We start from the raw sequence: 24,992 nt of genomic DNA, 5'->3' as shown, positions 1-24,992 counted from the left end.
CCTGTTCTCGGCATCTAAGCCGAAGTCAGGCAGAAATTCCACTTATCTCCGCTGTCCAGATTTCCCGAACCACCTCTATTCGGGATGCGCATGAATATCGCGACGCAAAGCGATATACTCGTCGATAATCAAGGCAAGACCTGCCTCGATTTCGAGCGTTCGGTTTATCTCTGGCGACGGTTGAATATTCATGCCGCGCCCTTCTGATTGCCTTCCTGCACAGCGGCGGCGTAGCGGCTCTTCGGATGGACCAGACCCAGATTTTCACGCAGCGTATCATGTTTGAGCGTGCCTTCATGATAGCCGCGCTCTTCCAGAATTGGCAAAACATGCGCTATGAAATCGGCCAGCCCTTCTGCAATAACCTGAAAACCGAGAATGAAGCCGTCAGCGGCTTTCTGCTCTTTCCAGCGAATAATTTCGTCGGCTATCTGTTCTGCCGTTCCAATGAAAGAAGTGCGTGGCGTTGCAGCATTGAGAGCCACTTCACGCAAAGTCAGCTGCTTCTCAGCCGCGTCGCGCTTGATACGATCAGTTGTCGAGCGGAAGCTGTTTTTGCCGACATCACCCAGCTCAGGGAATGGTGCATCAAGGTCGTAAGTCGTAAAATCATGATGATCGAAAAAACGGCCAAGATAGAAAAGCGCCTCGTTGACACTTACCAGATTGCGGATCGCCTGATATTTTTCTTCTGCTTCAGCTTCAGTTCGCCCGACAATGGGACCAATTCCCGGGAAAATGCCGATATCATCCTGTGAGCGCCCATGCGCAACGGCACTGGCCTTGATCTGCGCGTAGAATGTCTGGCTGTCTTTAATCGTGCCTGCATTGGTAAAAACAGCGTCTGCATGTTTACCGGCCAGACCAACACCCGCTTCAGACGCGCCCGCCTGAAAAATAACCGGTTGCCCCTGCGGTGAACGCTGAATATTAAGCGGACCTTCAACGGAGAAAAACCGGCCCTTATGGTCAAGACGATGAAAGCCTTCAGGCTTATAAAACTGACCAGTTTCGCGATTACGAATAAAAGCGTCATCATCCCAAGAATCCCAAAGACCTTTGGTGACTTCGAGATATTCATCGGCTATTTCATAGCGAAGCGCATGATCAGGATGCGGTTTGCCGTAATTTCGGCCTGATCCTTCCAGCGGTGTTGTCACAACATTCCAGCCTGCACGTCCGCCAGAAATCAGATCAAGCGATGCAAACTGGCGCGCAATCGTAAAAGGATCGCTGTAGGATGTTGACACAGTGCCTGCGAGGCCGATGCGCTTGGTATGCGCAGCAAGCGCTGACAGAACTGTCAGAGGCTCAAAGCGGTTGAGAAAATGCGGAATGGAGATTTCATTGATGTAAAGCCCGTCTGCGATGAAGGCGAAGCTAATGCCTGCTTCTTCAGCCTTGCGAGCGGTATCGATGATGAATTGCAGGTTTACACTGGCATCTGCAGGCCCGGATGGATGCTTCCAAGCATTCATATGCCCGCCTGCTCCTTGCAGCATCACACCAAATCTAATCTGATTGGAACTCATTTGAGGTACTCCTTCTAGCCCACGGCTTTGGATCAGGCGGCAATAGCAAGACGTTCGCCTGCGAGGCTCTTAATCGCAGCCAGTCTTTGCTCATGGGAAACAGCGGGGAATTCGAGCACAAACTCTTTGACCCCATATTGCTCGTGCAATTCATCCAGCTTCTGTTTCACCTGCTTTGCAGAACCAGAAAGCACGCTTGGGTGCTTTTCTTCGATGCGATATTCTTTTTCGCCAGCCTGCCGCACAAACTCCGCAGCCGCCTCCTGAGTACCGACAGAGACAGAGACCCCCGACGCCAGATGAATTTTAAAAATCTTGATTTTTGAGAGCGCTGCGTCAACTTCATCCTTATTTTCGGCCACAGCTGCGCCCAATGCAAGAACAGGTACTTTCCCAGTCACCTCATGATAAGCGCTAAAGGTCTTTTGCAAATTGGCGGTATCACCGTTGAGATGGCCAGCATAAACAAAATCCCAGCCTGAACGAGCGGCAAGCAGCGCGCTGTCAGGGCTTGCGCCAAGCACAAATTTTTCAGCAGGAAGCTGCGGTTTTGGTGTCGCCGCCAGTCCCTTGAAAGGACCAGAAGTGATCCTGTCACCACCAAGAAATGCACTGAGTTGCTCAAGCTTGCTATTGAAGTCGAGCCGTTTTTCAGCACCAAACTCCTGTTGCAGTGCCTTGGTTGACAGTGGCAACCCACCGGGCGCTTTCCCAACACCCAGATCAACGCGCCCCTGCCCCAGCGCTGCAAGCAGATTGAAATTCTCTGCAACCTTATAGGGACTGTAATGCTGTAGCATAACGCCGCCAGAACCAATTCTGATGTGCCTGGTCAATGCGAGAAGATAGGACACAAGAACTTCAGGCGATGGTCCGGCTAATTCATCTGCATGGTGATGCTCGGCCACCCAGAAACGCTTATATCCGGCCTTCTCTGCTGCCTGCGCATAAGACACAGTATTGACAAGTGCCGCTTCCGCACGCCCGGACGATACTACAGGGCTCTTGTCGAGAAGACTTAAATGATAGGGCATCGACACATCCGCTTTCATTGAGAAACTGGAACCAACTGAATATGCACAGTTGGAGCTGCCCATTTTGCGGAATGCGCAGATGTGGTCAGCCGTCTTTAGTTTCCCGGCTCCGCGGCAAATTCTCAAAGATCAAGCGACCTAAATACTGTGCTTTATGATAAATTCATTCTGTATTGGCGATCTATTTTAAAACGAGATTACCAAATTATGTGTTTAAGGTCTCGAGCGAGTTCTCTTGCAAACTTTTCGTCAATGAGTTGGATGGGACATTGGTGCATTGATCCCAACTTTCAGAATACAGCTTTCCGATGACTCTGATAGTTTTCAGTTCTTTTCCAGCTCATGCTGTTTTAATGTCGGTTGAACACAACGTTGCCTATCATCATAAGATCCCAAACCGGAAATTCAGGGTGACGAATTAGCCAATCTTTGTATCATGCGATTGATAATAACGGCGATATGTTTGAGTTCTATTTTTGCAAAGATCATGATTTGACCGCCGCCAAACGCTTTCTGCGCAAAGCTCTGGTCTGTCGTGGCAAGCCGGAGCACATTACCATCAACGGCAACCAGACCAATAGAATAATTATTCTATAATGTGACGCAGAAAACCAACTCCGACAAGTCTGGTACACCTATGGCCATTCGTTCCAGCAAATATATGGACAATACGATTGAGCAAGATCATCGCCGTATCAAACGACGCACACGCTGCATAAATGCGTCCAGAGTTAAGCCACTCCGTTCAAATCGAATTCGTGCAACACAACCCTCATTGTGGACACTCATCCATTTTCCAAACGTCGACAACCCAACGCCAAAACCTTCAGCAATTACACGCAACAACCTGACGCTGCTGCACACAAGCCGGGCAGCCTCAACTTTGAAAGCAGCTGTAAATTTGGAGTGATAACCAGCTAAATTCTTCTTCGTATCCGTCAGATTGACCAATCCTATCAAAGGTTAGAATTTCGATCTCAGCACCTTCAGGGAAAGTTCCAAGGGATCAATTGCACATGTGCGGCTTAAAAAATCATATCGCCCCCAGTCGAAAGCTATTCTTAAAACAGAGAAAGCCTCTTGCGGCCTGCCGTATTTCTTAGTGCAAAAATGATTGTGACCCGAATAAACCAAGAATACTTTGTACAGGATTGACGCATTAAGCGAATTAAGCACACACGCAAAACGATTAGTTATAATCATAAATAGCCTATTGCCCATCACGCCCGCTTATCACAAAGAAATTAATACTACTTCTAATTACCACAAACAAATATCGTTCATTTAATTGTAAACTCTCATAGTCAATAATGAAGTTATATTACAATCGTTTAATAACATAATTACCAGGAGAAAATATGCGCATAATTACTATGGTTTTATTATTAACAATGGCTATTTCTTCAAGTTTTGGTATAAACATGGCAAGTGCTGGTTCATGGTGTGAAGCCACAATGGAACATCAGCCAATCCGGCTGCGGGTAACCCTATAGAAGTGGTGCGGCTGGTGCAACATTAGGAAGTGCGCTAACAGAATGGATGTTTTGCGGTTTAGGATGGTAACAGTCGATGACAGATATCGTCATATTGATCTAAGTGCTATTTAAAATGGCCAAAAAAGCGCAACTCATCCGCTAGTTTCTGCTTTGCAGGATTTACTAAGCCGTGCACTCGTATAGGCTAGCTACTTCAATAGATTGATGCTTTAAAGGCCTCAGTTTTAGAGGCCTTTGATGTCACGTTGTCACTATCAACTCACAGCACGAGGAACTTGGGGCTGTATACGTCCCATGCCAAACCGTGTAAATGTCCCTGCTTTCAGCCCATGGCTTTACAAACAACGCAATGCCGTCGAGAGGTTTTTCAACAAACTCAAACACTTCCGAGCTGTTGCAACCCGATACGACAAATGCGATGATAATTTCCTCGCATCTGTCCAATTGGCTGCAATTCGCATCTGGCTCCGTAGTTATGAGTCTGTGACCTAGGTCGTAGTGACGATTTAAGGAATAGGGGTTCCCAACTCGCTGCAAATCAGATTCAAGACTGATTTTTGGAGATCAGCGATGGATTGTGATTGCCTTCGGGATGACCAGTGGGAACGTCTGAAGAGCTTTGTGCCGCCGGGTGGAACAAAAGGTAAGCGCGGCCCTCGCACCGATAACCGGAAGTTTCTGAACGCGCTTTTGTGGATGGCGCGTTCAGGCGGTCGCTGGCGCGACCTGCCGGAGCGGTTGGGTGACTACCGTTTAGTGAAGCGGCGCTACTATCGCTGGATCGCGATGGGGGGGGGCTGGACGATATGCTGAGCGCACTTGCCCGCGAAGCCGATCTGGAATGGCTGATGATCGATAGCACTATTGTGCGTGCTCACCAGCATGCAGCAGGAGCACGCAAGGTTAAAGGGGGGCGGATGCCCAGGGCCTGGGTCGGCCTCGCGGAGGCTTGAGCACCAAAATACATGTCGCCACCGAAGCACTCGATCTTAACGTTCGCCTTATCGCAAGTCGTTGACAGCGAAACGACATCGCATTCGCTTGTGATCTTATCGATAGTATCGAGGCCGATGCTCTACTGGTCGACAAAGGCTATAATGCCGATCATCTGTGCAACAATATTGCTGGAACTGGAATGAAGATTGTCATTCCACCAAAGCGTACTCGCATCGAGCGATTCTTCAACAAGCTCAAGCAATTCAGACGCGACACAACAAACTCACTACAAACGTCATGGGCTTCGTCAAAATCGCTGCTATCGCTATCTGGATAAAATAGTTAAATCGCCACTACAGCCTAGAGAACAAGATCGCGTGCACGATCTGGGAGCTTCTAGTGAAAGGCGGCACTTATCAGTCGCCGGACATCATGATCAAAGTATAAATACAGAAAAGCAGAGGTTCCAGCTAATACAGCTGGCCACCATGGCAAGGTGCCAAGCTTGGTGCGCCGAGCGGACAAAATCCAGATATCGATCAGAACGTCTGTTGCAATGTGCCTTTGAGTACGCAAATTTGATTAGGCGATCGACATCGCGGATATCATCATGGATAGCGAGAATAAAGCCGCGTTAACAGGCCGGACATACGGATGCATCGTACCATGGGCCTGAACGCAGAAATACCTTGCAATCAGGGCTGTTCCACATTTGCAACAAATCCTACAGCCTGCCTGTGAAACTGCGATCAACCGTGATCAACCGCATTCATCGCATGGATTTCTTGCTGCGCCAGAAGCGGGCCGTCCATTTCCGAAGCTGCCTTCACTGCTAGCCAGTCAGCATCCGTCTTAAAGGCATTCCAAGCTTTTTCACGCGTGGCCTCATCCGTGAAACGGGTGATATAGATCAGCTTCGGCGCTGGTACGCGTGTTTCAAAAATGCTGACCACGGCAATACCCAGTCGCTCAAAAATCGGCAGAACGTGCTGCACGAAACGTTTGCTCAAAGCCTGTTCCTTGCCAGGATGGGCAGTATAGACACGCATATCATAAATCATTTTCTACTCCCTGATTTGCAGCGCCAATCCTGCTGACAGTGTGAAGCAGATGCAAATCAGATGTTCTGATTGAAGATATTCACAACCGTGATAACGATTAGCTGCGCTCGCCGAGCAAGGCATTTCGATCGCAGTCCACTTGCTGCAAGGCGGCTTCCAGCATCTCGGAAAAAGCCCGTGATGCAGCCGTCAAAGGCCGACTTGGGTCAAAAACAAAATAGAGATTGAAGTTCATCGGCGGGTCTATAATCGGGTAGACGTGGAATCCGTTTTCACGAATGTCGCGCCGCATGGAAATATAAGGGAAGATTGTAACCCATTCAGAAGCGCGTGCCAGCTCAAGCGTTGCCGTCACTCCTTCGATTTCCATTGTTCGGGAGGGCTTCAACTCTCCGCTTGCGATATAGGTATAAATCGTGGCCCCAAGAAACGTCTGTCGTGGCGGTACAATCAGTTTGAAATCGCGGAGGTCACGCAACCGGCAGGGGCTCAGTGGCTCACCATTAACCGGATGTTTTGACACCAGCATCAGCGTATCACGCAGCGCGATACGGTGAGAAAGCCCGGTATTGACGTTTGGAGCGGCGCCAAGGGCGAGATCAAGTGCCCCCTGCTGCACCAGCGCGGTGAGACCATCGCTATAGGCTTCTGTTACCGTCACATCAACATTGGGGTAGCTGTCAGCATATTCAGACAAAACCTGCCCGAGAATACCGCGATTGACGGAAGGCGGCATGCCCACACGCAGCGAGCCTGCCACACGCGTACCGTTTCCCAGTTCCATGATTTCCCGGCGGGCATCGGCAATGCCATGCACGATAGGCAGGCAAAGCTGGTAGAGGCGATCACCAGAAATTGTCGGTTCAATACCCTTGGGCGTGCGGTCGAAAAGCGATGTCTTGAGTTCCTCCTCAAGACGTCGGATTTGCATGCTCAGCGCTGGCTGAACTACATTTGCTCGTTCCGCCGCCCGTGAAAAGCTACGCTCCTCATAGACCCGGATGAAATACTGAATCTGTCTTATATCCATCCGTATCCGCCGAGCCAGCTCTTCTCACCAGCTTTCCTAGTGTGGTTTACGGATTTGAAGTTCAAATCCACCACACTAGCTACACGAATCACTTCTGCGAAACAAGGATCAGTTGGCATTCTGTAGGAAACGAATAACCGCAGGGCCGGTTATATCAGCTTTTTCAGCATGCGGCAGATGCCCCGCTTCTGGCACGATTGTGACCTTTACATGTGGCAGATTTTCGGCCCAGATTGAGGCGGTAGCCACAGAGCAAATCCGATCCTCCTCCCCCCACACGATATGAGCAGGTACTTTGATGCGGTGAAGCCAGCGAACCAGGTCCGGGTTTACAAGGCGAGTGGCCGCACCGAGCCTGACCACGGTTGTCTGGTTTTTTACCAGCGTAGCCAGTTGTTCCGGCCCGACAGGAGCAGTAAGAATACGTTCAGCAATGGCTTGATTGTGGAAGAGATTTCGCATGCTTTCCTCATGCGACCAACGGAAAATATCGGTAGCGTCCGCGGACGATGCAAGGCCTGAAGGGCCAATTAAGGTCAGGCTTTTCAATCGCGAACAGTCACGGCTTGCAACTTCTGCCGCGATCCAGCCGCCGAAGGAGTTGCCGATCAAATGTATTTTCTCCGCATCAATATTATCGAGATAATCCATGTAAAACAGCGCAAGATCTGCAATTGTGTTTAGCCATTCCGGGTTGTCGGACAGGCCGAAGCCGGGATGTTCAGGCACACGCAGATCATAATGCTCGGAAATTTTCTGGAAGAATGGCGTCCAGACCGAAAGCCCTGCGCCGCCATGCAGAAAAACGGCTACTTCACCTTTGCCACCCTGGAATTGTCTGATCCGGGTCCCGTTGATGAGCGGAAATGTGACTTCATGATCCATGGCGATGCTCCTCCAGATTGCTTCAGGACATTTTCGCCAGATGAACGGTGTGAGCAGCCTAAGACAAGTAAGAAGTTCTGATTGCCGTCATCACTGATATTGATCAAAAACATACAAAGCCATAACGCACACTGATAGCGTTAGTTAGAAGAAATGAATTGTCTCCAAGCGCCGACTGTGAAACCTGTGCATGGTAGGAGGACATGTAATGGATTTCAAATCACGTTTCGACCTTGACGGGCGCGTGGCGCTGGTAACCGGTGGCGCAAGTGGATTGGGTCTTGCGATGGCTGAAGCTGTTGCCAGTGCTGGGGCCAAGGTGGTCATTGCCGATCTTGATGGCGAAGCTGCTGCCAATCTGGCTGAAACTTTTCTTAAAAAGGGCTTTTTGGCTAGCGCACAGACTGTGAATATTGCTCAGGCTGGGGCGGCAGCGGACCTTGTCACAACAATCGTTGCCGAACATGGAAAACTCGACATTGCTTTTGCCAATGCCGGGATTTCCGGTGGTCCCGGTCCCTTCACCGAAGCCGGAAATTTGGAGACAAGCTCAGCCGAGCGTTGGCAGCAAGTTCTGGATGTGAACCTCACAGGGGTATTCGCCACCATACAGGCCGCAGCCGGACCCATGAGGGCACAACGCTGGGGTCGCATCATCGTTACGGCATCCTCCGCGGGATTTCGTGCTGATCCAATGGTTGGCTACAGTTATGTGGCCACCAAGGCGGCGGTTATCAATCTGGTGAAACAAGCGGCGATTGATCTCGCCCGCTTCAATGTTATGGTTAACGCCATAGCGCCCGGCCCATTCCGTACCAATATAGGTGGCGGCCGGATGCATGACGCCGAAACGGAGCAACAATTCGCGCAATCCTTGCCGCTTGGACGTGTTGGTACGCCTGAGGAAATCGGCGGTGCGGCCCTGCTTCTTGCCTCTGAAGCATCAAGCTTCATAACGGGGGCAATTATTCCCGTGGATGGTGGAGCCATTGCCTGGTAGATTATCCTTCAGAGGTAACACGCAGCCTTGATCCTCAGGATCGCTCTCCCTTAAGCAGAAGAATGCATAGCGCAACCCGGCCTTATATGGCCGGGTTGCGCTGTCTCGATCATTTCAATATTGCGGGTTAGGCAGCAATAGGCTTAACGGGTTATAACGCTATTCGAAACTATCTCAGGTCATGGCGCGTGAACCATCCGCTTCAATGAAGCGGACGGTTTCGTTGCAATCATGAACATCACAAGCCACGACATCCGCCCCGGCTTTCCAGCCGCCTTTGTGCCCGGTTATGTATTTCTATTACCCACGTGGAATGAGATGCAGACGCTCCACCGGAAGAACCAGACGCACTTCATCAGATTGTGGCCGCGGCTCCGGCGCGGCTTCATCAACCGTCCATTCGCCGAAATCCGTTTCCACTGTATAACGGAGCGTACCGCCAAGAAATGCACGGCGGGTAACACGTCCCGCAATTGTAGGTGCGCCCGCCGGGGCCGCGCCCGACAGAATTTTTACCGATTCCGGTCGAATAACCGCTGTGGCCGGGCCGTCTAATGGCTTCAGACCCGGAATGACGGCACCGGCAATTTCGACCATGCCATCGGTGCGAACCGAGGCATCTATGAAATTGGCCAGACCGATAAATTCTGCAACATAACGTGTGGCCGGGTGATAATAGATTTCAGTCGGAGAACCGAGCTGCTCGATACGACCCTTGTTCATGACGGCGATGCGGTCTGAAATAGATAGCGCTTCTTCCTGATCATGGGTCACGAAAACCATGGTTTTTCCAAGAACCTTTTGCAGGCGCACGATCTCTTCACGCAGCTTGATACGGAGCTTAGCGTCAAGATTGGAAAGTGGTTCGTCCAGCAGCAGCACTTCCGGGTCTACGGCAAGCGCCCGGGCCAGCGCCACACGCTGTTGTTGACCACCGGAAAGTTGATGCGGATATTTTTCCGCAGCTCCTTCAAGGCCAACCAGTTCCAGCATTTCGCCCACGCGCTTGCGAATATGCTCTTTTGGGGTCTTGCGCATGACAAGCCCATAAGCAACGTTGCGGGCAACGCTGAGGTGCGGGAAGAGCGCATATTCCTGAAACACCATGGTCATGCGTCGCCTGTTGGGGGGTAGAGCGGTAATGCATTCATCGCCGAGGAAAATGTCACCCTGGGTAGGCTGGTAGAAACCAGCCAGCAGGCGCAGCGTGGTGGATTTTCCACAGCCGGAAGGCCCGAGCAGAGTGAGCATGCTGCCTCGTGGAATATCGAGTGATATGTTATCCACGGCGCGGAACGCATCCAAATCCTTGATAATGCCGGTCATTCGCACATGAGGCTGCATGGCTGCCATTTCCTTTGTGGTTTCAAGGGGTGCCTTTTGGGTGGAAGTGGAAGCGGTCATCATGTCAGACACCTCTCAGACGGGGGGAGTTCCGGGATGCGATAAAGTGGCCAAAGCCGACGCAAATGAAGGTAATGATCAGCAAGAAGGTGGTCAGGGCCGCAGCGCCAGTCCAGTTTGCGCCGCCAATCATCTGGAGAATGACAAAGGTAACAACGATATTGCCGGGCGCGACCAGAAAGACTACGACGGAAATATTGCTGACCGAGCGGATGAAGGCTTGCAGGAAAGAGGCAATGAGACTGCGCGAAAGCAGCGGCACATAGACATCCTTCACCAGTCGCAATTCGCTGGCACCCAGATCACGAGCGGCATCTTCGATGCTTTTATGAATTTGGGCAATGGCGGCCACTGTGCCTTGATAGGCAAGCGGAAGATGCCAGAAGCCGAGCGCCAGAACGATGATCCAGATGGACCCGCCCAGCTGGAACGGTGGTGCATTGAAGGCAAGAATGAAGCCAACGCCGACAAATACTCCCGGCAACGCTCCCGGTAGCACGGCCAGAAAGTCCAGCGTATTGCGGAAGGGAATGTTGCGGGCATTGAGGAAGGCGAGGATTTGGCCGAGCAGGGCGGTGACTGCCGCCGCGAGGAAACTGGCAAGCAGACTGGTCTTCAGTGTAGGCCAGTAGTTCAGGGCTTCGCGCCAATGGCGCAATGTTAGCGACCAGTCTTGTCCCCAGGCTTCCACGAGACCGGCGAGCAGAATGCCGATGTAAAGCGAAATGACAAGCAGGCTGACAAGGGTGCAGACGCTTATGCAAACTACTTTCACCATGAAGGGCGTGGCAATCTGGTCCATATCCGAACCACGGCCTGTTACGGTGGTAAAACTGCCGCGACCGGTGAGATAACGACTGGCGAAGAACAGGCCGACTGTTGGAATAAGCAAGGCTGCGACAACAACGGCGGCACCGTTGAGATCCGCTAATCCTTCCATGCGGAACCATGCCTCGGTAGCCAGCAGTGGATAATTGCCGGCAATTACCACGGCATTACCGAAATCGGCCAGAACTGTGATGGAAACGACGAGCATTGCACCGATGATACCAGGAAGTGCCAGCGGAAAGGTTACAGTTCGCAGAGCTTTCCATTCCGTTGCACCAAGCGTCAGCGATGCTTGTTCAGAGCTGGGATGAATGCCGAGAAGAACGCCGCGAATGATTGTCATCGACAGCGGAAAGAAAGCAATCGTTTGAGCAAGCCATAGGCCATGCCAGCCGAAAATATTGAGGTTGAGGCCAAGAATCTCGTTGGAAACCAGCCCCTGCCGACCGAACATGAGGATATAGGCGAATGCTACCATAAAAGGCGGAGCAAAGAGCGGCAATGTGCCCATGATGTTGAAGACATTGCGGAGCGGCATATCCCGGCGGGTGGTGACAAAGGCGAAGATAAAGCCGATCACCGTTGCCGAGAAAGTGGAAAGGATGGTGATGACAGCGCTGTTCTGCGCTGCCCTCAGCCAGCGTGCACGCTGGAACATTTGCAAATATTCTGAGAGCGACGGATAGGCCAGAACCTTGAAAGTTGGATAAAGAACAAAAATGACCAAAGCAGCAAGCACTGCAAGGGCGGCAAATAGCACACCCTTTTCAATGGATGGCCGCCCGGATGCTGAGGGGGAAAAGGAAAAAGCCATGACGCCTCTCTGGAAAGGAAGCTTTGGGATTACTGTCCGGTTACATCGGCCCAGTGCTTGCGAACGCGATCCATGTTCTTGGTCGCCCAGTCATTATCGTATTTCACGAGCTTGACATCGGAGAGCGCGGGCGCACCTGCGGGTGGCTTCACGTTCGGGTTAAGAGGATGGCGAAAGCCAATCCGCGAATTAGCATCCTGAGCGTACTCACCAAGCAGGAAGTCGATATATTTCTTTGCGCCTTCGGTGTTTGGCCCACCCTTGATGATCGAGGCTGCCCAGATATTTTCAACATTGTCATCGGGAACGACGAATTCAAGTGGCTGCTTGCGGTCTACCTTGGAAACCAGAACATTGGAGAGCCAGAAAGCACCGATAGGGACTTCGCCCTGTTCCACCATGGTAACAGCCATCGTAGCTGAAGGCGTGTATTGTGAAATATTATCGTTCAGCTTTTCGGTATATTCCCACGCCTTGTCTTCACCGTTTCGGAATATCTGGGTGGCCAGAAGCACGTAACCAATCGCAGAGGTCTGCGGGTTTGCAAGCACGATTTTCTGCTTGTAATCGGGATCAAGAAGATCATCCCAGCTCTTGGGCGGAGCTTTGTCCTTGAAGTCACGCGCGAACTGATCAGAATTCCAGAAAATGGCGGTCGTCATACCATACCAGCCAGTCCAGTAACCTTCAGGATCGGCGTAACCCTTAGCGGCTGCGTCCTGATAGAGATTGGGCGACTTGTAAGCTTCCAGAAGCCCCTTGGTGGCCAGTGCCTGCTGGAAATCAATTGGAGCGGCAGCAAAAATATCCCCACGCGGGCTGGCTGCTTCGCCTTCAATACGAGCGGCCAGCGTGCCCACTGCCGGAACGGTCAGCATTTCCACCTCAATACCAGTGAGGCGGGTGAATTCCTGATTGATCTGACGGTTGAGTTCTTCTTCAGGAATGACAGTATAGACCACAATCTTTTCGCCATTGGCGAAGGCATGCGGTGCACAGACGGAAGCCAGAAGAGCGGACAAAAGCCCGAATGTGGCAGCTTTGCGAATGGACGGAATTCTGGTATCGGACATGTGTGTTCTCCTCCCGGACGCCCTGACCCCTCCAGGTCATATGAACGTCTCGATAATGATTGTGAGGGGGATTGCGCTGGCGCAACTCCCATCGCCCTTCCTCCTTGGCGATGTTATACCTTATTAACAATAAGTCAGGCGGCCACAAATACGGTTTTCTGATTTTTGGTATCAATTTTTATGATTGACATCCCGCTCTTCGGTTGAAGAGTTTTCTGCTGAATATATCAATTGGAAAGGAATAACCGAGATATATCGTGGTTTGGTATGCCATTATTGGCATCTGCTATCACAGAAAATGATTTGAAGGATAAGTTAAGACAATTTGCGAATGCACGTCTTTCCGATCACCAAAGAAAAATGCCCGATGGAGCGGGCGCATATTTTCGGAGGAGAGCGGACCCGCCATGGAACAGAATTCCATTCGATTTAAACATGCTATTGCCGACGAGGCAGCGCTGCGCACAGCGCTTGCCGGAGCTGATATAGCTCCGACCTTGATGGTTCTTGTACAGCTTACTGGCGACATGACCATTCTTGATGAGGTGCGTCCCTATATTCATGGCGCCTGGAATTTCATGGAGGATGTACCGGAGACGCTGAAGGAGAAAGTGCGTGACCGGCTTGTTCTGGCCTTGAAGGAAAAGGCGCAATCTGGTGAAGCACCCGCCATAACGACCGAGGCTGACCGTTTGCAGCGCATGATGTCGGCGGCAGTTGGGCAGGATGTACCTGCTGAGTATATTCCGCTTTTGATTGAGGAAATGCGGTTTGGCGAGGATACCCGTACGGTTGAGTGGCGCCAGAAGCCGGCACAGCTGACGGAAGATGATTTCAAGGTCGTGGTGATTGGTGCGGGTTTCTCAGGCCTTTGTGCTGCCGTTATGCTTCAGCATCTGGGTATTCCTTTCGTGGTTCTGGAAAAGAACGACGAAGTGGGCGGTACCTGGTATGAAAATACCTATCCGGGCTGCGGTGTGGATACGCCGAACCATTTCTTTTCCTACTCTTTTTTCCCCTATAACAAATGGTCGCATCATTTTTCCAAGCGTGAGGAAATTCAGGGTTACATCGAGCAGGCGGCCGCACATTTCGAACTGCGCCAGCATATCCGTTTTGGCGTTGAGGTTTCATCTGCCACATTTGATAAAGCAAATGGAAAATGGACGGTAACGGCGCGTGGCCGTGACGGACATACACAAGCCTTTACCAGCAATGCGGTGATCACAGCGGTCGGCCAACTCAATCGACCGGCCTATCCCCACATTGATGGATTGGAGAGCTTTGCCGGGCCTGTTTTCCATACTGCCAAATGGGATCATTCAGTCGATTTGACCGGTAAGCGGGTGGCTATGATTGGTACGGGTGCAAGCGGCATGCAGGCCGGTCCGTCAATCGCGGGTGACGTAAAAAGTTTGACCGTCTTCCAACGCTCACCACATTGGGTCATGCCCAATGAGAACTATCACAAGCCGGTCAGCGAGGGGCAGAAATGGGCCTTGCAAAACATTCCATATTTCTCGGAGTGGTATAGGTTCCAGCTTTTCTGGGCGTCATCAGACGGTTTTCATGCATCCTTGCAGATGGACCCGAACTGGGAATTTCCGGACATTTCGCTGAATGCCGCCAACCATCAGATGCGGGAGCGCATCATTGCCCATATTCGCAAGGAACTGGATGGTGATGAGGAGTTAATCTCCAAGTGCATTCCTTCTTATCCGCCTTATGGAAAGCGTATGCTGCGCGACAATCACTGGTTTAAAATGCTGAAACGCGACAATGTCGAACTTGTTGATACCAGCATTTCTCACATCACACCAAATGCAATTGTCACGAAAGACGGAGCGGTTCATGAAGTCGATGTTATTGTCATGGCCACCGGCTTCCAGGCAGCTAAAATTCTTTGGCCGATGGAAATAACCGGGCGGGATGGCATGACGATTCGCAATGTCTGGGGCGATGACGACCCACGAGCATACAAGGGAATATCTGTTCCCGGTTTTCCCAACTTGTTTGTTACCTTCGGTCCCAACACCAACCTCGCTCATGGCGGCAGTGCTATCTTCCATTTTGAGTGTCAGGTTCACTTCATCATGCAGGCCTTGCGTGAGATGATTGAGAATGGTCAGTCGACATCCGAAGTCAGGCAGGATGTGCATGATGCTTACAATAGTCTTGTGGACAGAAAATGCGCCAACATGGTCTGGGCGCATCCCGGTGTGAGCAACTGGTACAAGAACAAGGATAACCGGGTCACGGTGACCTCACCGTGGCGGCTTGTTGATTACTGGCAGTTAACACGCTCATTCGAGCCTTCCGAATATGTGTTCGAGCCGCTGAAGAACTGTTCGCTGCAGCGCAAGACCGGATAAGGAGAAAGCTCATGCCATTTATCGAACGCGATGGCGTAGCCATCCATTACCAGTTGAGTGGGCAGGGGAAGGAAACGGTCGTCTTCCTCAACTCGCTCGGCGCGGATATATCCATGTGGGCGCCGCAGGCCGAAGCTCTTAAACAAACACATCGTCTCATTCGCCTGGATTGGCCGGGGCATGGGGGTAGCAACTCTGGAAACCGTATTGCCAACATCAATACGCTGGTCGCCGATGTTGCAGCGGTCATGGATGTGGCGGGCGTGGCACAGGCTCATATTGCCGGTCTGTCCCTCGGTGGTCTTGTGGCGCAGGCTATGGCACTTGATAAGCCTGAACGGGTACAGTCCCTCTTCCTGTGCGCGACAGCTGCGGCTTTCGCGCCGCCGGAGCTTTGGGAAACTCGCGCCAGTATAGTCATGACCGAAGGCATGGAGCCGATGGTGGCCGCTTCGCAGCAACGCTGGTTTACCCCTGCCTATAGCCGGGACCATAGAGAAGAGCTTACGGTTCTCTTCACCACACTGCGGGCGATTGACCCGGCAGGTTACGCATTTTGCTGCAGGGTGTTGCGTGACACAAATCTGAAGTCACGGCTTAGCAATATCCGTGTTCCTGTGCTGCTGGTTGCGGGAATGGATGATCCTGCGACACCTCCAGCTAGTCTTGAGGAAATCGCGGGGCTTGTGCCGCAGGCACAGCTGGTGGTTTTGGGCAATGCCGCCCACATTCTTAACGTCGAACAAGCTGATGAAACTACCCGTCTACTGCAAGCTTTCCTGCATGATAGCAAAATGGTGGCCGCCACTGGCTAGAACAGATCCATTTATGTTAGATTATGATCACATGCGACAAAGTAGTTTGCACATTCAGCAGGTTCGAACAATGCAATGACTTTGTCTACAGCATCCCATAGAGCTTCGAAAACGCCATTTCAGTTGGATTGAGATCGGGACTATCAGGCAGCATATACCGCAGTTGAGCGCCTGCCGCTTCGATCGCCTCCTTGATAATCGCAAACCTTGTGAACGCTGATCTGAAAGGTGTCCATTTGAAACTAACCTTGCCCGATAATAAAGACATGGCGAGGTAAGCATAGACACCTGGCACCTTATGACGGGACGCACGCCATGCTGCAAGCACGTCATCATTGACCCAACATGTTAAGCTGTCACGCTGTCGTAGGCCTGCTTCATAGATTGGCCAATTCGTCACCCTGAATTTCCGGTTTGGGATCTTATGACGATACGCAACGTTATGTTCGACCGACATCAAAACATCATGAGCTGGAAACTATCAGAGCCATCGGAAAGCCGCACTCTGAAAATTGGGATCCCTGCACCAATGTCAGCCGAGATTGATGCAGCACTCGGACAGGGGAAGCCAATATGCCAGCTATAAGTATTGCAGAATTCTCGTAGCTCACAAAATGCTTCCATCCCAGAGCGGCAAAGAAAGCTGTCGTGACTGTGAATTATACTGCGGCAGCATGATAAGCTGTCCCATGTTACGATTGACCCGGTGTCATTGTGTTGACGTATCGAGCATCAGATCATCCGGCAATGCACGTAGCTGTAGCTATCGACGGAAACGACACTAGACTAGCCACCCTGTCCATACCCGCTAATGCCAAAGGCTATCACGAACTTGAACGGTGGTCGCGTGGTCCTCGAACCGTCATAGCATTTGGCATTGAAGGCACAAGATCTACGGTGCAGGGCTATCCAGGTCGCTCCTGGACCATGACTACAAGGTTGTTGAAGTGACGCGGCCTCATCGCCAATTAAGATATAGTCTCGTAAAGCCCGACAGTCTGGACGCCGAAGGTACGGCCGTTCTGTTCTCAGCGACCAAGCAACAGCTGCACCCAAAACTCAGGCAGGCTTCTAGGAGATAGTTTGACCTCTGAAGGTCGCACGCGGCACTATATATAAAAGCCGATCACAGGCTATGCTGACCCTCAAAACCCTTATAATCAATGCGCCGGCGGAACTTCGAGAAAGCCTAGATAAATCAAGGGTAAGGTTTCTCTGATACGTTATATTGCGGCCTTCCGGCCCGGCAAGATCACATCCACGACAGCATCGGTAAAGACCGCGTTGTGTGCACTAGCCCGGCGATGGCTCTCATTCTACGAAGAAACCCTATGCCATGATGAAGAACGTGAGTACCTGGTCGCTACATGCGCACGGAGCTATCAGCATCATGCGGTAAAGCCACAAGGACGGTTGCAGAAATGTTCGTTCTTGTAGGAGACGATCCCACGCAGATCAGAAATTACATTGGCAAAACTGTGCGGCGTTTGTCCAATCCCGGCATCCTATAGAAAAACAAATCGCTTTCGACTGAAGCGCGGTGGCAACCGGCAAACCAATAGAGCTCTCTATTGCGTTACTATTGTCAGAATACGTAACCATGGACCAACCATTGCCTATGTCAAAAAACGCATGAAAGATGCATTGACGGCGTCTCAAATCCCATGTGCAGGCATTCTCCCTCGCGTATAAATCGCCAATCCAATTCGAGGTTATGAGCCGATACCTAGAGACAGAACTTCTCTACTAAATCAAAGCAAGTCCAGAAGCCGGTTTGTCTAATGCTGAGGTGTGAACGGCGGCCCGCCCCCTATGAGCACTATGCCGATAATCGCGAGGCACAGAGCCCGCACCAGCCCGCTGCGCCCTTCCAATACAAGCTCGTTGCCAAGGGTACCGCCGACCGGCTGCCTTGTCTTTTGTTCGTCGTGACCAGATTGATCGTGTTTCATATTCTCTTCCTTTTGTTCAGACGCATGCGCATCCGCAAAGCTGCTTATGGTTCAGCGCTGAACAGTCGCGAGAAAGCAGAAGGATACAAACCGATCCGTTCATCACAAACCTGTCGAAAGCACAGTCCGGCCTGCCAATTGCGCATCGCATATCTGCTCGCCTGCAACTGTATCCCAGGGTCAGATTGCCCCCAAAGCTTCATTAAGTCCGGCCAGCGGAACCGAAAACGTCACCTCTTGCAAAGAGTTTCCTTTATAGGAGATGCCCACAACCCCACCCTTCTTCACCGCAGCACGAAGTCTCGGTCCCACCTGCTGATAGCCTATGCAGACCTTTCCGTCGCACCCTTCTATTGCAACAGGCACATCCTTGCCCGTGTCTGAAAGCCTCATTACGATTGAGCCTTGCAGTCCGACGGCACCTGGTATGCGTAGGATAAAAAACGGCTTGCCATCTTGTGACCCAGCAAGAGACCAGCTGAATACAGCTGCCCCCGAACTATCCACGATTGTCTGAGATATGTTACAGACCTTCTGCTTCTTCGCCAGATTCTCATCGCAAATCAAAGTCCAGTTGACAAACGGCTGAGTTACTCGACGATACTGCCCCATTGGAACATCCGTCGGCAAAACCACATCAGACCGCTTGACCATGAACTCTGTCTGCTGCCTGCCCGGCACCGGCTGAGAGCCAGCCTGTGCCGGGCCTGCTATCTGACTGGCAACTAGTGCGGGGGTACCAGCCAAAATTGCAAGAATGAGAACGGCTCGAGCAGGAGCAGGTACGGTTCGCCTGATCCTTGCAAACATCGTTCACTCCGATCAGTTCAGTGTGAAGCTTAGGCCTGCGCCTACACCCCAATGTCCACCACTGGTCGTTGCCGACAGATTGGTCCGAATCCGCTGATCCTCACTTGTATAGCCAAGGCCGAAGGCTGCTGCTCCTTCTCCCCGCCAGACGCCGCCGCCAATAGCCGCCGACAGTTTGCCAGGACGATCGTCATAGCGGAGTGAAGCTGCCGCAAGGCCAATCGCTGCTGCCTGACGCGCCTCCTTGCGAACATCGCCGATCTCGCTTGAAAGCATTCCGAACCGTTCGTCAGTATACTGATTGGCTGCTGACAAGGTCTTGCCAGTTTCCACATCAGTATAACTCTTCGCCAGAACGAGTGTCTCTTCTGAACGTGTATCGGTATAATCCTTGGCTGTCGTCAGCGTCTGTTCAGACGTTTCCTTCAACTGCTGGACATTAACAGCATCCGTGTCTTTCTTGCCAGAAGCAACGTTCGACAGCAGGACCGGAGCGCCCGAATCCCCACCTTCAAGCGTGATACCACCTGTTCGCTTACCATTACTATCAGTGTCATAGTGGACTGCGTTTTCGACTGTCAGAGTCGCATCGGCCAACTGGCTACCCAAATCCTCAATCGCCGTATTGGTCGCGTGTAACTGAGACCCATTAACCGCATCGGTTGAATCAGCATTGACACGGCCCGCCGCGACATTGGTGATCGTACGCTCGTTATCCTTGCTTCCAACAGAAACAGTGCTTTGCGGATCCGTTCCTGCAACCTCATAGGTCTTGCCATTGACAATCATGTCCTTCGTAGCAACGGCCTTATCTGTTACCGAGCCCGATCCAAGCGCGACATCACCAGCATTGTTTGCAACGGCACCTGCACCTACTGCAACCGATTTGTCCGCAATCGACTGGGCTTTATCACCAAAGGCAACGCTGCTGTCACCGGTTGCAACGGAAGTCGATCCGACAGCAGCACTATTCTCACCAATCACTTTGCCCCAATTGCCAGCACCAGTCTCATTAATGGCATCGATCCGGCTGTTGATTGCTCCAATGCTATTGTCGACTGCACCAAAAGCCGATCCCACGCTCGCATACTGATTGCCATCAATCGTATAGGTCGGAGCCTTGCCACTGGCAACATCCGCACCACCACCCAGATAGCTCGACGTATTGCCTGCAATCGTGTCGATCTTCTCATTCGATGCAAAAAGCTGCGAACCATTGATCGCATCCGTCGAACTCGAAGACACATCTCCCGATGCTACATCCAAAACTTTCTTGCCACCGGCATCAAAGCCATCAACGGTTGCACTTGGACCACCGTAGATCGCAAAACCATTCGCGCCATAGGTCGTCTTGTCTATTCCATTGTCTACACTGACACCATTGGTATCAAGCTTGGCTTCGCCGGTAGTGACACTCACGGCGGTCACATTATCAGCAAGATCAAATGTCACATCATGTGAATCGTCTGCCTTACGAATAACCAGATTTCCATCTTCATTATTGAAATCAATTGTATCGCCTGTACCGACAGTGCTTTCATTCTTGCCGGCAGCCGTAACATTGAAACTCGTGCCAGACGCACTGACCGCCTTAAGCTGGGCAACATTGACCGCATCCGTATCGGCTGTACCGGCAGCCACACCAGCCAGCTGGCGTAATTTGCCATTCGAAACATCACCAATTGAAACAGCTGCCAACGTGCTCATGGTTGCATTAACCGCAGCCTCAAGAACAGTGCTTGCACCCGTCGGGACATAACCGGCAATACCAGCACCAACATTGGCTACAGATTCCGAGCCAAGCGCAACACCACCTGCCTGACCTACTCCGCTACCAGTACCAATCGCCGTAGCATTGTCTGCAGTCACGCTAGATCCAGCACCCATCGCCATTGATCTTAAACCGCTGGAACTCGCGTTCAACCCCAAAGCAATTGCACTCGCTTTAGAAGCTTCCGATCCCACGCCGATTGCGGCAGCATTGTCAGCGGCGGCTGTACTATTGACACCAAGTGCAACGCTACCGTTACCTGCGGCAGCAGCGTTATTACCAAAAGCTGCCGAATTGCCACCGGACGCCTTCGAGTTTACACCAATCGCTGATGCATTCTGGCCAGTCGTTTGTGCGTTGTATCCATAGGCCACACCACCTGTCTTCGTTACACTGCTGCCTGTGCCAACTGCCGTGGCATTCTGCACAGCAAGGGTAATATTGTTACCTAATGCAACCGAATTACTGGCGCTCGCCGTATTTGCACCCGCAGCATTTGCTCCTAGCAATACATTGTTGCCCAGCGCAAATGCATTGCTGGTCGTCGAACCGATCCTATTGTTGTTACCAACACTATAGCTATCAGATCCGTTGATAATCGAGGGATCACCAATCGCACCTGACCGAGCACCAGTAACCGTATTACCCGTACCAATACTGATGGAGCTTTCCCCGGAAGCCTTTGCACCATCACCCAGTGCTAGAGAACTAGTGCCGGAGGCAGCAGACGAACGACCCAACGCAACAGAGCCAATACCAGATGCCTTCGCGGCAGAACCGAGTGCTGTAGACCTCGCACCGCTTGCGGTTGTGCTTCTTCCAAGAGCCGTTGAGTCCAGCCCCGTCGCCTGCGCTGCACTGCCCAAAGCAACAGCCTGAGCTCCATTTGCCACACTATCAACGCCAATAGCCACCGCGTTGGACTGTGCCGCAGCGGCACGAATGCCAGCAGCAACAGCGTTACTAGCACTAGCTGATGCCTCCCGGCCCAGTGCCGTACCATAGCTCGCAGCATCAGATCTCAGACCAATAGCTACAGAGCCACTGCCTGTCGCCTTGGCAGTGTTACCCATTACAATGGCACCTGCACCACTAGAAATAGAACTAAAACCAATCGCAATCCCATTATCAGCAGTGCCTGACGCATTCATACCCAAAACTACGGAATTATTATGAGTAGCAGACGCATTTGTTCCAAGCACTACTGAACCTGAACCCAATCCAGATGCGCTATTACCGGCAACAAACGTATCACTCCCCATTGCCTTAGCCGTATATCCGATAGCCATACTGTTACTTGCAGCGGCATTCGAACTATACCCTACAGCAAAGCCATTGACCCCTATTGCCGTTGCTTGAGTACCAACAGCAAGACTATTTCCCCCGCTGGCTACTGAGGAAGCACCAACAGCAACCGATCTTGCTCCTGAAGCGGTTGTATCGCGACCCAATGCAACCGCCCTCAACCCAGTGGCCGATGCCTTAAAGCCAAGACCTACGGAACCATCCGCACTTGCCTGTGCGCTATGCCCGATGGCGACAGCATTGACTCCACTTGCTGTTGCCTTATTGGTACTCGAAGCACCAATAGCCACATTAGTATCCGAAGTAGATCCATCCGAAGTAGTTCCATTCACGGCATACGCATTAGCCCCTTGTGTCCCCATTGCGATACCAACGGTGACGGTCGCAATGGCGAGAGCGAGACGCCCGCCCATTGCCAGCATGCCAACGCCGAGACGTTTGCGAGAGAAACCGAGAACGGATGCAGACATACGCAGGATGGCCATGAGCCGCTTACGGCACTGACGACTGGCTCCTTCACCGATACCCCAGTTGCGTATGAAGGAACCCTGATTGTGATTGTTCATGGTGTAGCTTTCGTTTCGATATAATCTTTGATCTGATATGTCTTATGATGGATTGCAGAAGAACATCCTTTTGCGGCCAGTTCTGTTTGCTGCACGGTACTGCTCACCACGCTGGAATTCTCTGCGTTGTTTTTATGTAGCTGCCTAACCACCCCTGTCCCGGTGGTATTAACTGTTGGCCGCCTGTTGGATTTGATTTCAAAGGCATGAGTAGCCTGTCCGTCATGCTCGTTTGATGCACCGTTCACATGCGCCACCTCTTCCAATTCCATTGAATCTGGCTGATGAATTGCAAGCTGAGCCGGCCCCACATGCCACCGATAGCGGCTATAATGTGAACAATGGAGCGGCGCGGATCCCGCAACCACAACAGTGGCGACCACTGCGAACCAACGATGCAGGCCCCTGCGTGAGGCTGGAACGAGTACGGCAAGACGCTGCCTTCATCTGTGGTTGTTGCTACCACCCCCGGCAGAATGCTCCGGTGATCGTCGATCTGTGGACGGGTTAACAGCTGCCCTGCATCACCCACAGGAGCCATAACCGACAGACAGGTATTTAGATGCGAACCACCATTGTCCTTCTGCTGGAGAGCTTGAACGAATCTGGCAGTGACTTCGGGCGCAACAGGATGCCACTGGCTGGCAGACATTTCCTCGAACAGCCATCCTTGACCAAAGCGAGCGCCCGACCCACGTGCAGCAGCCAGATGCGCTTCTGTCTCAATGCCCTCCACAACAATGACAGGTGCCAGATCACTAGCCATTGCCACCATGGAGGCAAGATTTCTACGACCCGCCGATGTCTTACGTAAATCGCCAAGGAAACTGCGATCCACCTTGACGATGTCCCAGTCGACATCAACGTTGCGCAAATATCCTCCAACCGCAAAGCCGGTCCCAAAGTCGTCAAGCGCCAGACGGACACCAAGTGCCTTGGCCCGACCAAGACGCTCAGCAACTTGTTCAATTGCATCCAGCGGTGCGCTTTCGGTAATCTCGAGCGTCAAACGCGTCGCTAGATCAGACTGCGCTCCGATCCGGTTCAGAATGCACTCCCAGACAAGCGGATCGGCGAGCGTATAAGGAGAAATATTGCAGCCAAGCTGAACAGCAGGATCAATACGCAAACGCTGGAGAACACGTTCTAGAACAAGTTCATCCAGAACCCCAACGACGCCGGCTGCCTCAAAGACTGCTACAAATGCCCCCCCCCTCAGCTCAACTTGATCATCAATCAAAAGCCGGCCAAGGCATTCGCCGTAAAGCTCAATCCTGTCAGGACTACTGGCTGACATCAGCTCAACGACTGGCTCTACGGCAATGCCAAGTTCTAACGATACTGTTCGGCCAGCTAACCCTGACCGGGCCGACAGTAAATCGGTTGCTTGCCTGTAAAGAACCTTGCCAGACTGAACGTCGTGCGAAAAGGACGAGAGGGAGATCACTGTTGCTCCTCCGCCCCGTGAACCGCTGCCAGATGGTGTCGCATGAGGGCGACGAGTTCGGCCTCATCGACCCCAAGAGCAAAGGCCGCCTGATAACTATTGCCGTAGAAGTAATGCATCGTACGCATCAACAACCACGCCTCGACATCTGCCATCGACTGGCCGATCAGGACATCAATGGCAGCATTCACCGTCTTCGGCGTCAGACTATCGCATACAGAAGCCGCGACACTGACAGCCTGATCAATCAGCAGCCCTTCATTCGACGTCACCAAAACACACGACGCATCTCCGCTTTCCTCATAAAGAACAAGAAGTCCGGTCGCTGGATCGATTTCTACCGAAAGCGCAAGACCGATCGACTTACCCAGAACCAGAACCGATTTGCCAGGAGGGCACACTTGCGCAAAACAAGTCTCTGTATCAATGCGACAGGCAAACAGGAGGTTGAGTCCAAGAGCCAGATCCTCCAGGCCCCGAGGGGCAAACAGATAACCATGCCCTGCGACCGCCACATGCCAGACGCAAAGCATGGCATGTACAGCAGCGCGAATCACTTCACCACGATCCAGCGCAGCATCCGTTACCAGACCGCCATCAACTGATACCAGTATGTGAGAAGAAAGCAGCAACGTCCGGCTCATTGCTCACCTCCGGCTACAACCAGTGCACGAAACACTAATATGTCCAACGCTATAGTCCTGAGGGAATACGCAACGTTTCCAGCAGCCAGAGTGCAGGCAGAACACACGTTGCAGACCGATTTTCCGCCGTCTGAAGCCTTGAAAGATGCCTGTTTCAGTGAAAGAAATCTATCGAGGAGAGCTCTGCAACTAATTATTATTGAACAATAGCAATATA

Annotated in this window: 18 protein-coding genes and 4 pseudogenes; 8 read left to right on the top strand and 14 right to left on the bottom strand. The window is 51.9% G+C overall.

The genetic code is table 11. The features are described 5' to 3' along the window. Positions 1 to 188: 188 nt before the first annotated feature. Entirely contained in the window at positions 189 to 1,532 is a 1,344-nt protein-coding gene (locus FHY56_RS14975; protein WP_140905961.1) for an LLM class flavin-dependent oxidoreductase, read from the bottom strand. Positions 1,533 to 1,564: 32 nt separating this feature from the next. After that, the gene (locus FHY56_RS14970; RefSeq protein ID WP_140905960.1) at positions 1,565 to 2,566 is read right to left on the bottom strand and encodes an MsnO8 family LLM class oxidoreductase; all 1,002 of its coding nucleotides are present in this window, start codon (positions 2,564 to 2,566) and stop codon (positions 1,565 to 1,567) included. A gap of 432 nt (positions 2,567 to 2,998) precedes the next feature. On the opposite strand from FHY56_RS14970, the pseudogene FHY56_RS18400 reads away from it, so the two are divergent. From FHY56_RS18400 to FHY56_RS14955, 3 pseudogenes are all read left to right on the top strand, one after another. Next, positions 2,999 to 3,278: pseudogene (locus FHY56_RS18400) on the top strand (DDE-type integrase/transposase/recombinase); the annotation flags it as partial. 1,117 nt (positions 3,279 to 4,395) lie between these two features. Further along, positions 4,396 to 4,554, top strand: a pseudogene (locus FHY56_RS14960) (IS5/IS1182 family transposase); the annotation flags it as partial. Positions 4,555 to 4,632: 78 nt separating this feature from the next. Then, positions 4,633 to 5,340, top strand: a pseudogene (locus FHY56_RS14955) (IS5 family transposase). Positions 5,341 to 5,747: 407 nt separating this feature from the next. Here FHY56_RS14955 and FHY56_RS14950 read toward each other — a convergent pair. The 3 genes from FHY56_RS14950 to FHY56_RS14940 form a co-directional block, all read right to left on the bottom strand. Further along, positions 5,748 to 6,059 carry an NIPSNAP family protein gene (locus tag FHY56_RS14950; protein ID WP_140905958.1) on the bottom strand — a complete coding sequence of 104 codons (312 nt, stop codon included), beginning with the start codon at positions 6,057 to 6,059 and terminating at the stop codon, positions 5,748 to 5,750. Positions 6,060 to 6,156: 97 nt separating this feature from the next. After that, positions 6,157 to 7,089, bottom strand: coding sequence for a LysR family transcriptional regulator (locus FHY56_RS14945; protein WP_140905957.1), 933 nt, complete (start codon positions 7,087 to 7,089; stop codon positions 6,157 to 6,159). Positions 7,090 to 7,197: 108 nt separating this feature from the next. Then, a complete protein-coding gene (locus FHY56_RS14940) occupies positions 7,198 to 7,974 on the bottom strand; it encodes an alpha/beta fold hydrolase (RefSeq protein WP_140905956.1) in 777 nt (258 codons plus the stop codon). A 208-nt stretch (positions 7,975 to 8,182) separates the two neighbouring features. Between FHY56_RS14940 and FHY56_RS14935 the strand changes: the two genes are divergently transcribed. Continuing rightward, positions 8,183 to 8,974, top strand: coding sequence for an SDR family NAD(P)-dependent oxidoreductase (locus FHY56_RS14935; protein ID WP_140905955.1), 792 nt, complete (start codon positions 8,183 to 8,185; stop codon positions 8,972 to 8,974). Between the two features lie 300 nt (positions 8,975 to 9,274). Here FHY56_RS14935 and FHY56_RS14930 read toward each other — a convergent pair whose 3' ends face one another. From FHY56_RS14930 to FHY56_RS14920, 3 genes are read right to left on the bottom strand one after another with little or no spacing between them, the layout of a single operon-like run. Next, a complete protein-coding gene (locus FHY56_RS14930; RefSeq protein WP_210240060.1) occupies positions 9,275 to 10,381 on the bottom strand; it encodes an ABC transporter ATP-binding protein in 1,107 nt (368 codons plus the stop codon). Between the two features lies 1 nt (position 10,382). Continuing rightward, on the bottom strand, positions 10,383 to 12,020 hold the full coding sequence (locus FHY56_RS14925) for an ABC transporter permease (protein ID WP_140905954.1): 1,638 nt from the start codon (positions 12,018 to 12,020) through the stop codon (positions 10,383 to 10,385). Positions 12,021 to 12,049: 29 nt separating this feature from the next. Continuing rightward, positions 12,050 to 13,093, bottom strand: coding sequence for an extracellular solute-binding protein (locus FHY56_RS14920; protein ID WP_140905953.1), 1,044 nt, complete (start codon positions 13,091 to 13,093; stop codon positions 12,050 to 12,052). A gap of 407 nt (positions 13,094 to 13,500) precedes the next feature. Between FHY56_RS14920 and FHY56_RS14915 the strand changes: the two genes are divergently transcribed. Together FHY56_RS14915 and pcaD are read left to right on the top strand one after the other, a co-directional pair. After that, entirely contained in the window at positions 13,501 to 15,465 is a 1,965-nt protein-coding gene (locus FHY56_RS14915; protein WP_140905952.1) for a flavin-containing monooxygenase, read from the top strand. Between the two features lie 11 nt (positions 15,466 to 15,476). Further along, the gene (gene pcaD / locus FHY56_RS14910) at positions 15,477 to 16,280 is read left to right on the top strand and encodes a 3-oxoadipate enol-lactonase (RefSeq protein ID WP_140905951.1); all 804 of its coding nucleotides are present in this window, start codon (positions 15,477 to 15,479) and stop codon (positions 16,278 to 16,280) included. 85 nt (positions 16,281 to 16,365) lie between these two features. On the opposite strand, the gene FHY56_RS18395 is transcribed toward pcaD, so the two are convergent. After that, entirely contained in the window at positions 16,366 to 16,680 is a 315-nt protein-coding gene (locus FHY56_RS18395) for a hypothetical protein (RefSeq protein ID WP_140905950.1), read from the bottom strand. Positions 16,681 to 16,813: 133 nt separating this feature from the next. Between FHY56_RS18395 and FHY56_RS18390 the strand changes: the two are divergent. Next, positions 16,814 to 16,933, top strand: a pseudogene (locus tag FHY56_RS18390) (IS3-like element IS1953 family transposase); the annotation flags it as partial. 814 nt (positions 16,934 to 17,747) lie between these two features. Further along, entirely contained in the window at positions 17,748 to 17,972 is a 225-nt protein-coding gene (locus FHY56_RS18385; RefSeq protein ID WP_376889800.1) for a hypothetical protein, read from the top strand. A 440-nt stretch (positions 17,973 to 18,412) separates the two neighbouring features. On the opposite strand, the gene FHY56_RS14895 is transcribed toward FHY56_RS18385, so the two are convergent. Genes FHY56_RS14895 through FHY56_RS14875 form a run of 5 tightly spaced genes read right to left on the bottom strand, consistent with a single transcriptional unit; the run spans position 18,413 to position 24,775 of the window. Next, positions 18,413 to 19,042: an invasion associated locus B family protein gene (locus FHY56_RS14895; RefSeq protein WP_140905949.1), complete on the bottom strand. Its 630-nt coding sequence runs from the start codon at positions 19,040 to 19,042 to the stop codon at positions 18,413 to 18,415. Positions 19,043 to 19,054: 12 nt separating this feature from the next. Further along, positions 19,055 to 22,684: a YadA-like family protein gene (locus tag FHY56_RS14890; RefSeq protein WP_140905948.1), complete on the bottom strand. Its 3,630-nt coding sequence runs from the start codon at positions 22,682 to 22,684 to the stop codon at positions 19,055 to 19,057. Further along, the gene (locus tag FHY56_RS14885; RefSeq protein WP_140905947.1) at positions 22,681 to 22,956 is read right to left on the bottom strand and encodes a hypothetical protein; all 276 of its coding nucleotides are present in this window, start codon (positions 22,954 to 22,956) and stop codon (positions 22,681 to 22,683) included. The genes FHY56_RS14890 and FHY56_RS14885 overlap by 4 nt, the downstream gene beginning before the upstream one ends. Next, positions 22,929 to 24,131: an EAL domain-containing protein gene (locus FHY56_RS14880; protein ID WP_140905946.1), complete on the bottom strand. Its 1,203-nt coding sequence runs from the start codon at positions 24,129 to 24,131 to the stop codon at positions 22,929 to 22,931. Before FHY56_RS14880 ends, FHY56_RS14885 begins: the two co-directional genes overlap by 28 nt. Further along, on the bottom strand, positions 24,128 to 24,775 hold the full coding sequence (locus FHY56_RS14875) for a hypothetical protein (RefSeq protein ID WP_140905945.1): 648 nt from the start codon (positions 24,773 to 24,775) through the stop codon (positions 24,128 to 24,130). The genes FHY56_RS14880 and FHY56_RS14875 overlap by 4 nt, the downstream gene beginning before the upstream one ends. Positions 24,776 to 24,992: the final 217 nt, after the last annotated feature.

This window comes from Brucella gallinifaecis (assembly GCF_006476605.1).
Taxonomy (GTDB): Bacteria; Pseudomonadota; Alphaproteobacteria; order Rhizobiales; family Rhizobiaceae; genus Brucella; species Brucella gallinifaecis.
Note: the sequence above shows the minus strand (reverse complement) of the source record. Positions and strands in the feature narration are given on the sequence as shown.

What these genes read in the sequence shown, in the direction of transcription:
- FHY56_RS14935 (WP_140905955.1), top strand. Translation starts at nt 8,183, where the DNA reads ATGGATTTCAAATCACGTTTCGACCTTGACGGGCGCGTGGCGCTGGTA.
- pcaD (WP_140905951.1), top strand. Translation starts at nt 15,477, where the DNA reads ATGCCATTTATCGAACGCGATGGCGTAGCCATCCATTACCAGTTGAGT.
- FHY56_RS14975 (WP_140905961.1), bottom strand. Translation starts at nt 1,532, where the DNA reads ATGAGTTCCAATCAGATTAGATTTGGTGTGATGCTGCAAGGAGCAGGC.
- FHY56_RS14920 (WP_140905953.1), bottom strand. Translation starts at nt 13,093, where the DNA reads ATGTCCGATACCAGAATTCCGTCCATTCGCAAAGCTGCCACATTCGGG.
- FHY56_RS14940 (WP_140905956.1), bottom strand. Translation starts at nt 7,974, where the DNA reads ATGGATCATGAAGTCACATTTCCGCTCATCAACGGGACCCGGATCAGA.
- FHY56_RS14885 (WP_140905947.1), bottom strand. Translation starts at nt 22,956, where the DNA reads ATGGAATTGGAAGAGGTGGCGCATGTGAACGGTGCATCAAACGAGCAT.
- FHY56_RS14925 (WP_140905954.1), bottom strand. Translation starts at nt 12,020, where the DNA reads ATGGCTTTTTCCTTTTCCCCCTCAGCATCCGGGCGGCCATCCATTGAA.
- FHY56_RS14950 (WP_140905958.1), bottom strand. Translation starts at nt 6,059, where the DNA reads ATGATTTATGATATGCGTGTCTATACTGCCCATCCTGGCAAGGAACAG.
- FHY56_RS14890 (WP_140905948.1), bottom strand. Translation starts at nt 22,684, where the DNA reads ATGAACAATCACAATCAGGGTTCCTTCATACGCAACTGGGGTATCGGT.
- FHY56_RS14895 (WP_140905949.1), bottom strand. Translation starts at nt 19,042, where the DNA reads ATGTTTGCAAGGATCAGGCGAACCGTACCTGCTCCTGCTCGAGCCGTT.
- FHY56_RS14945 (WP_140905957.1), bottom strand. Translation starts at nt 7,089, where the DNA reads ATGGATATAAGACAGATTCAGTATTTCATCCGGGTCTATGAGGAGCGT.
- FHY56_RS14930 (WP_210240060.1), bottom strand. Translation starts at nt 10,381, where the DNA reads ATGATGACCGCTTCCACTTCCACCCAAAAGGCACCCCTTGAAACCACA.
- FHY56_RS14875 (WP_140905945.1), bottom strand. Translation starts at nt 24,775, where the DNA reads ATGAGCCGGACGTTGCTGCTTTCTTCTCACATACTGGTATCAGTTGAT.
- FHY56_RS14970 (WP_140905960.1), bottom strand. Translation starts at nt 2,566, where the DNA reads ATGCCCTATCATTTAAGTCTTCTCGACAAGAGCCCTGTAGTATCGTCC.
- FHY56_RS14915 (WP_140905952.1), top strand. Translation starts at nt 13,501, where the DNA reads ATGGAACAGAATTCCATTCGATTTAAACATGCTATTGCCGACGAGGCA.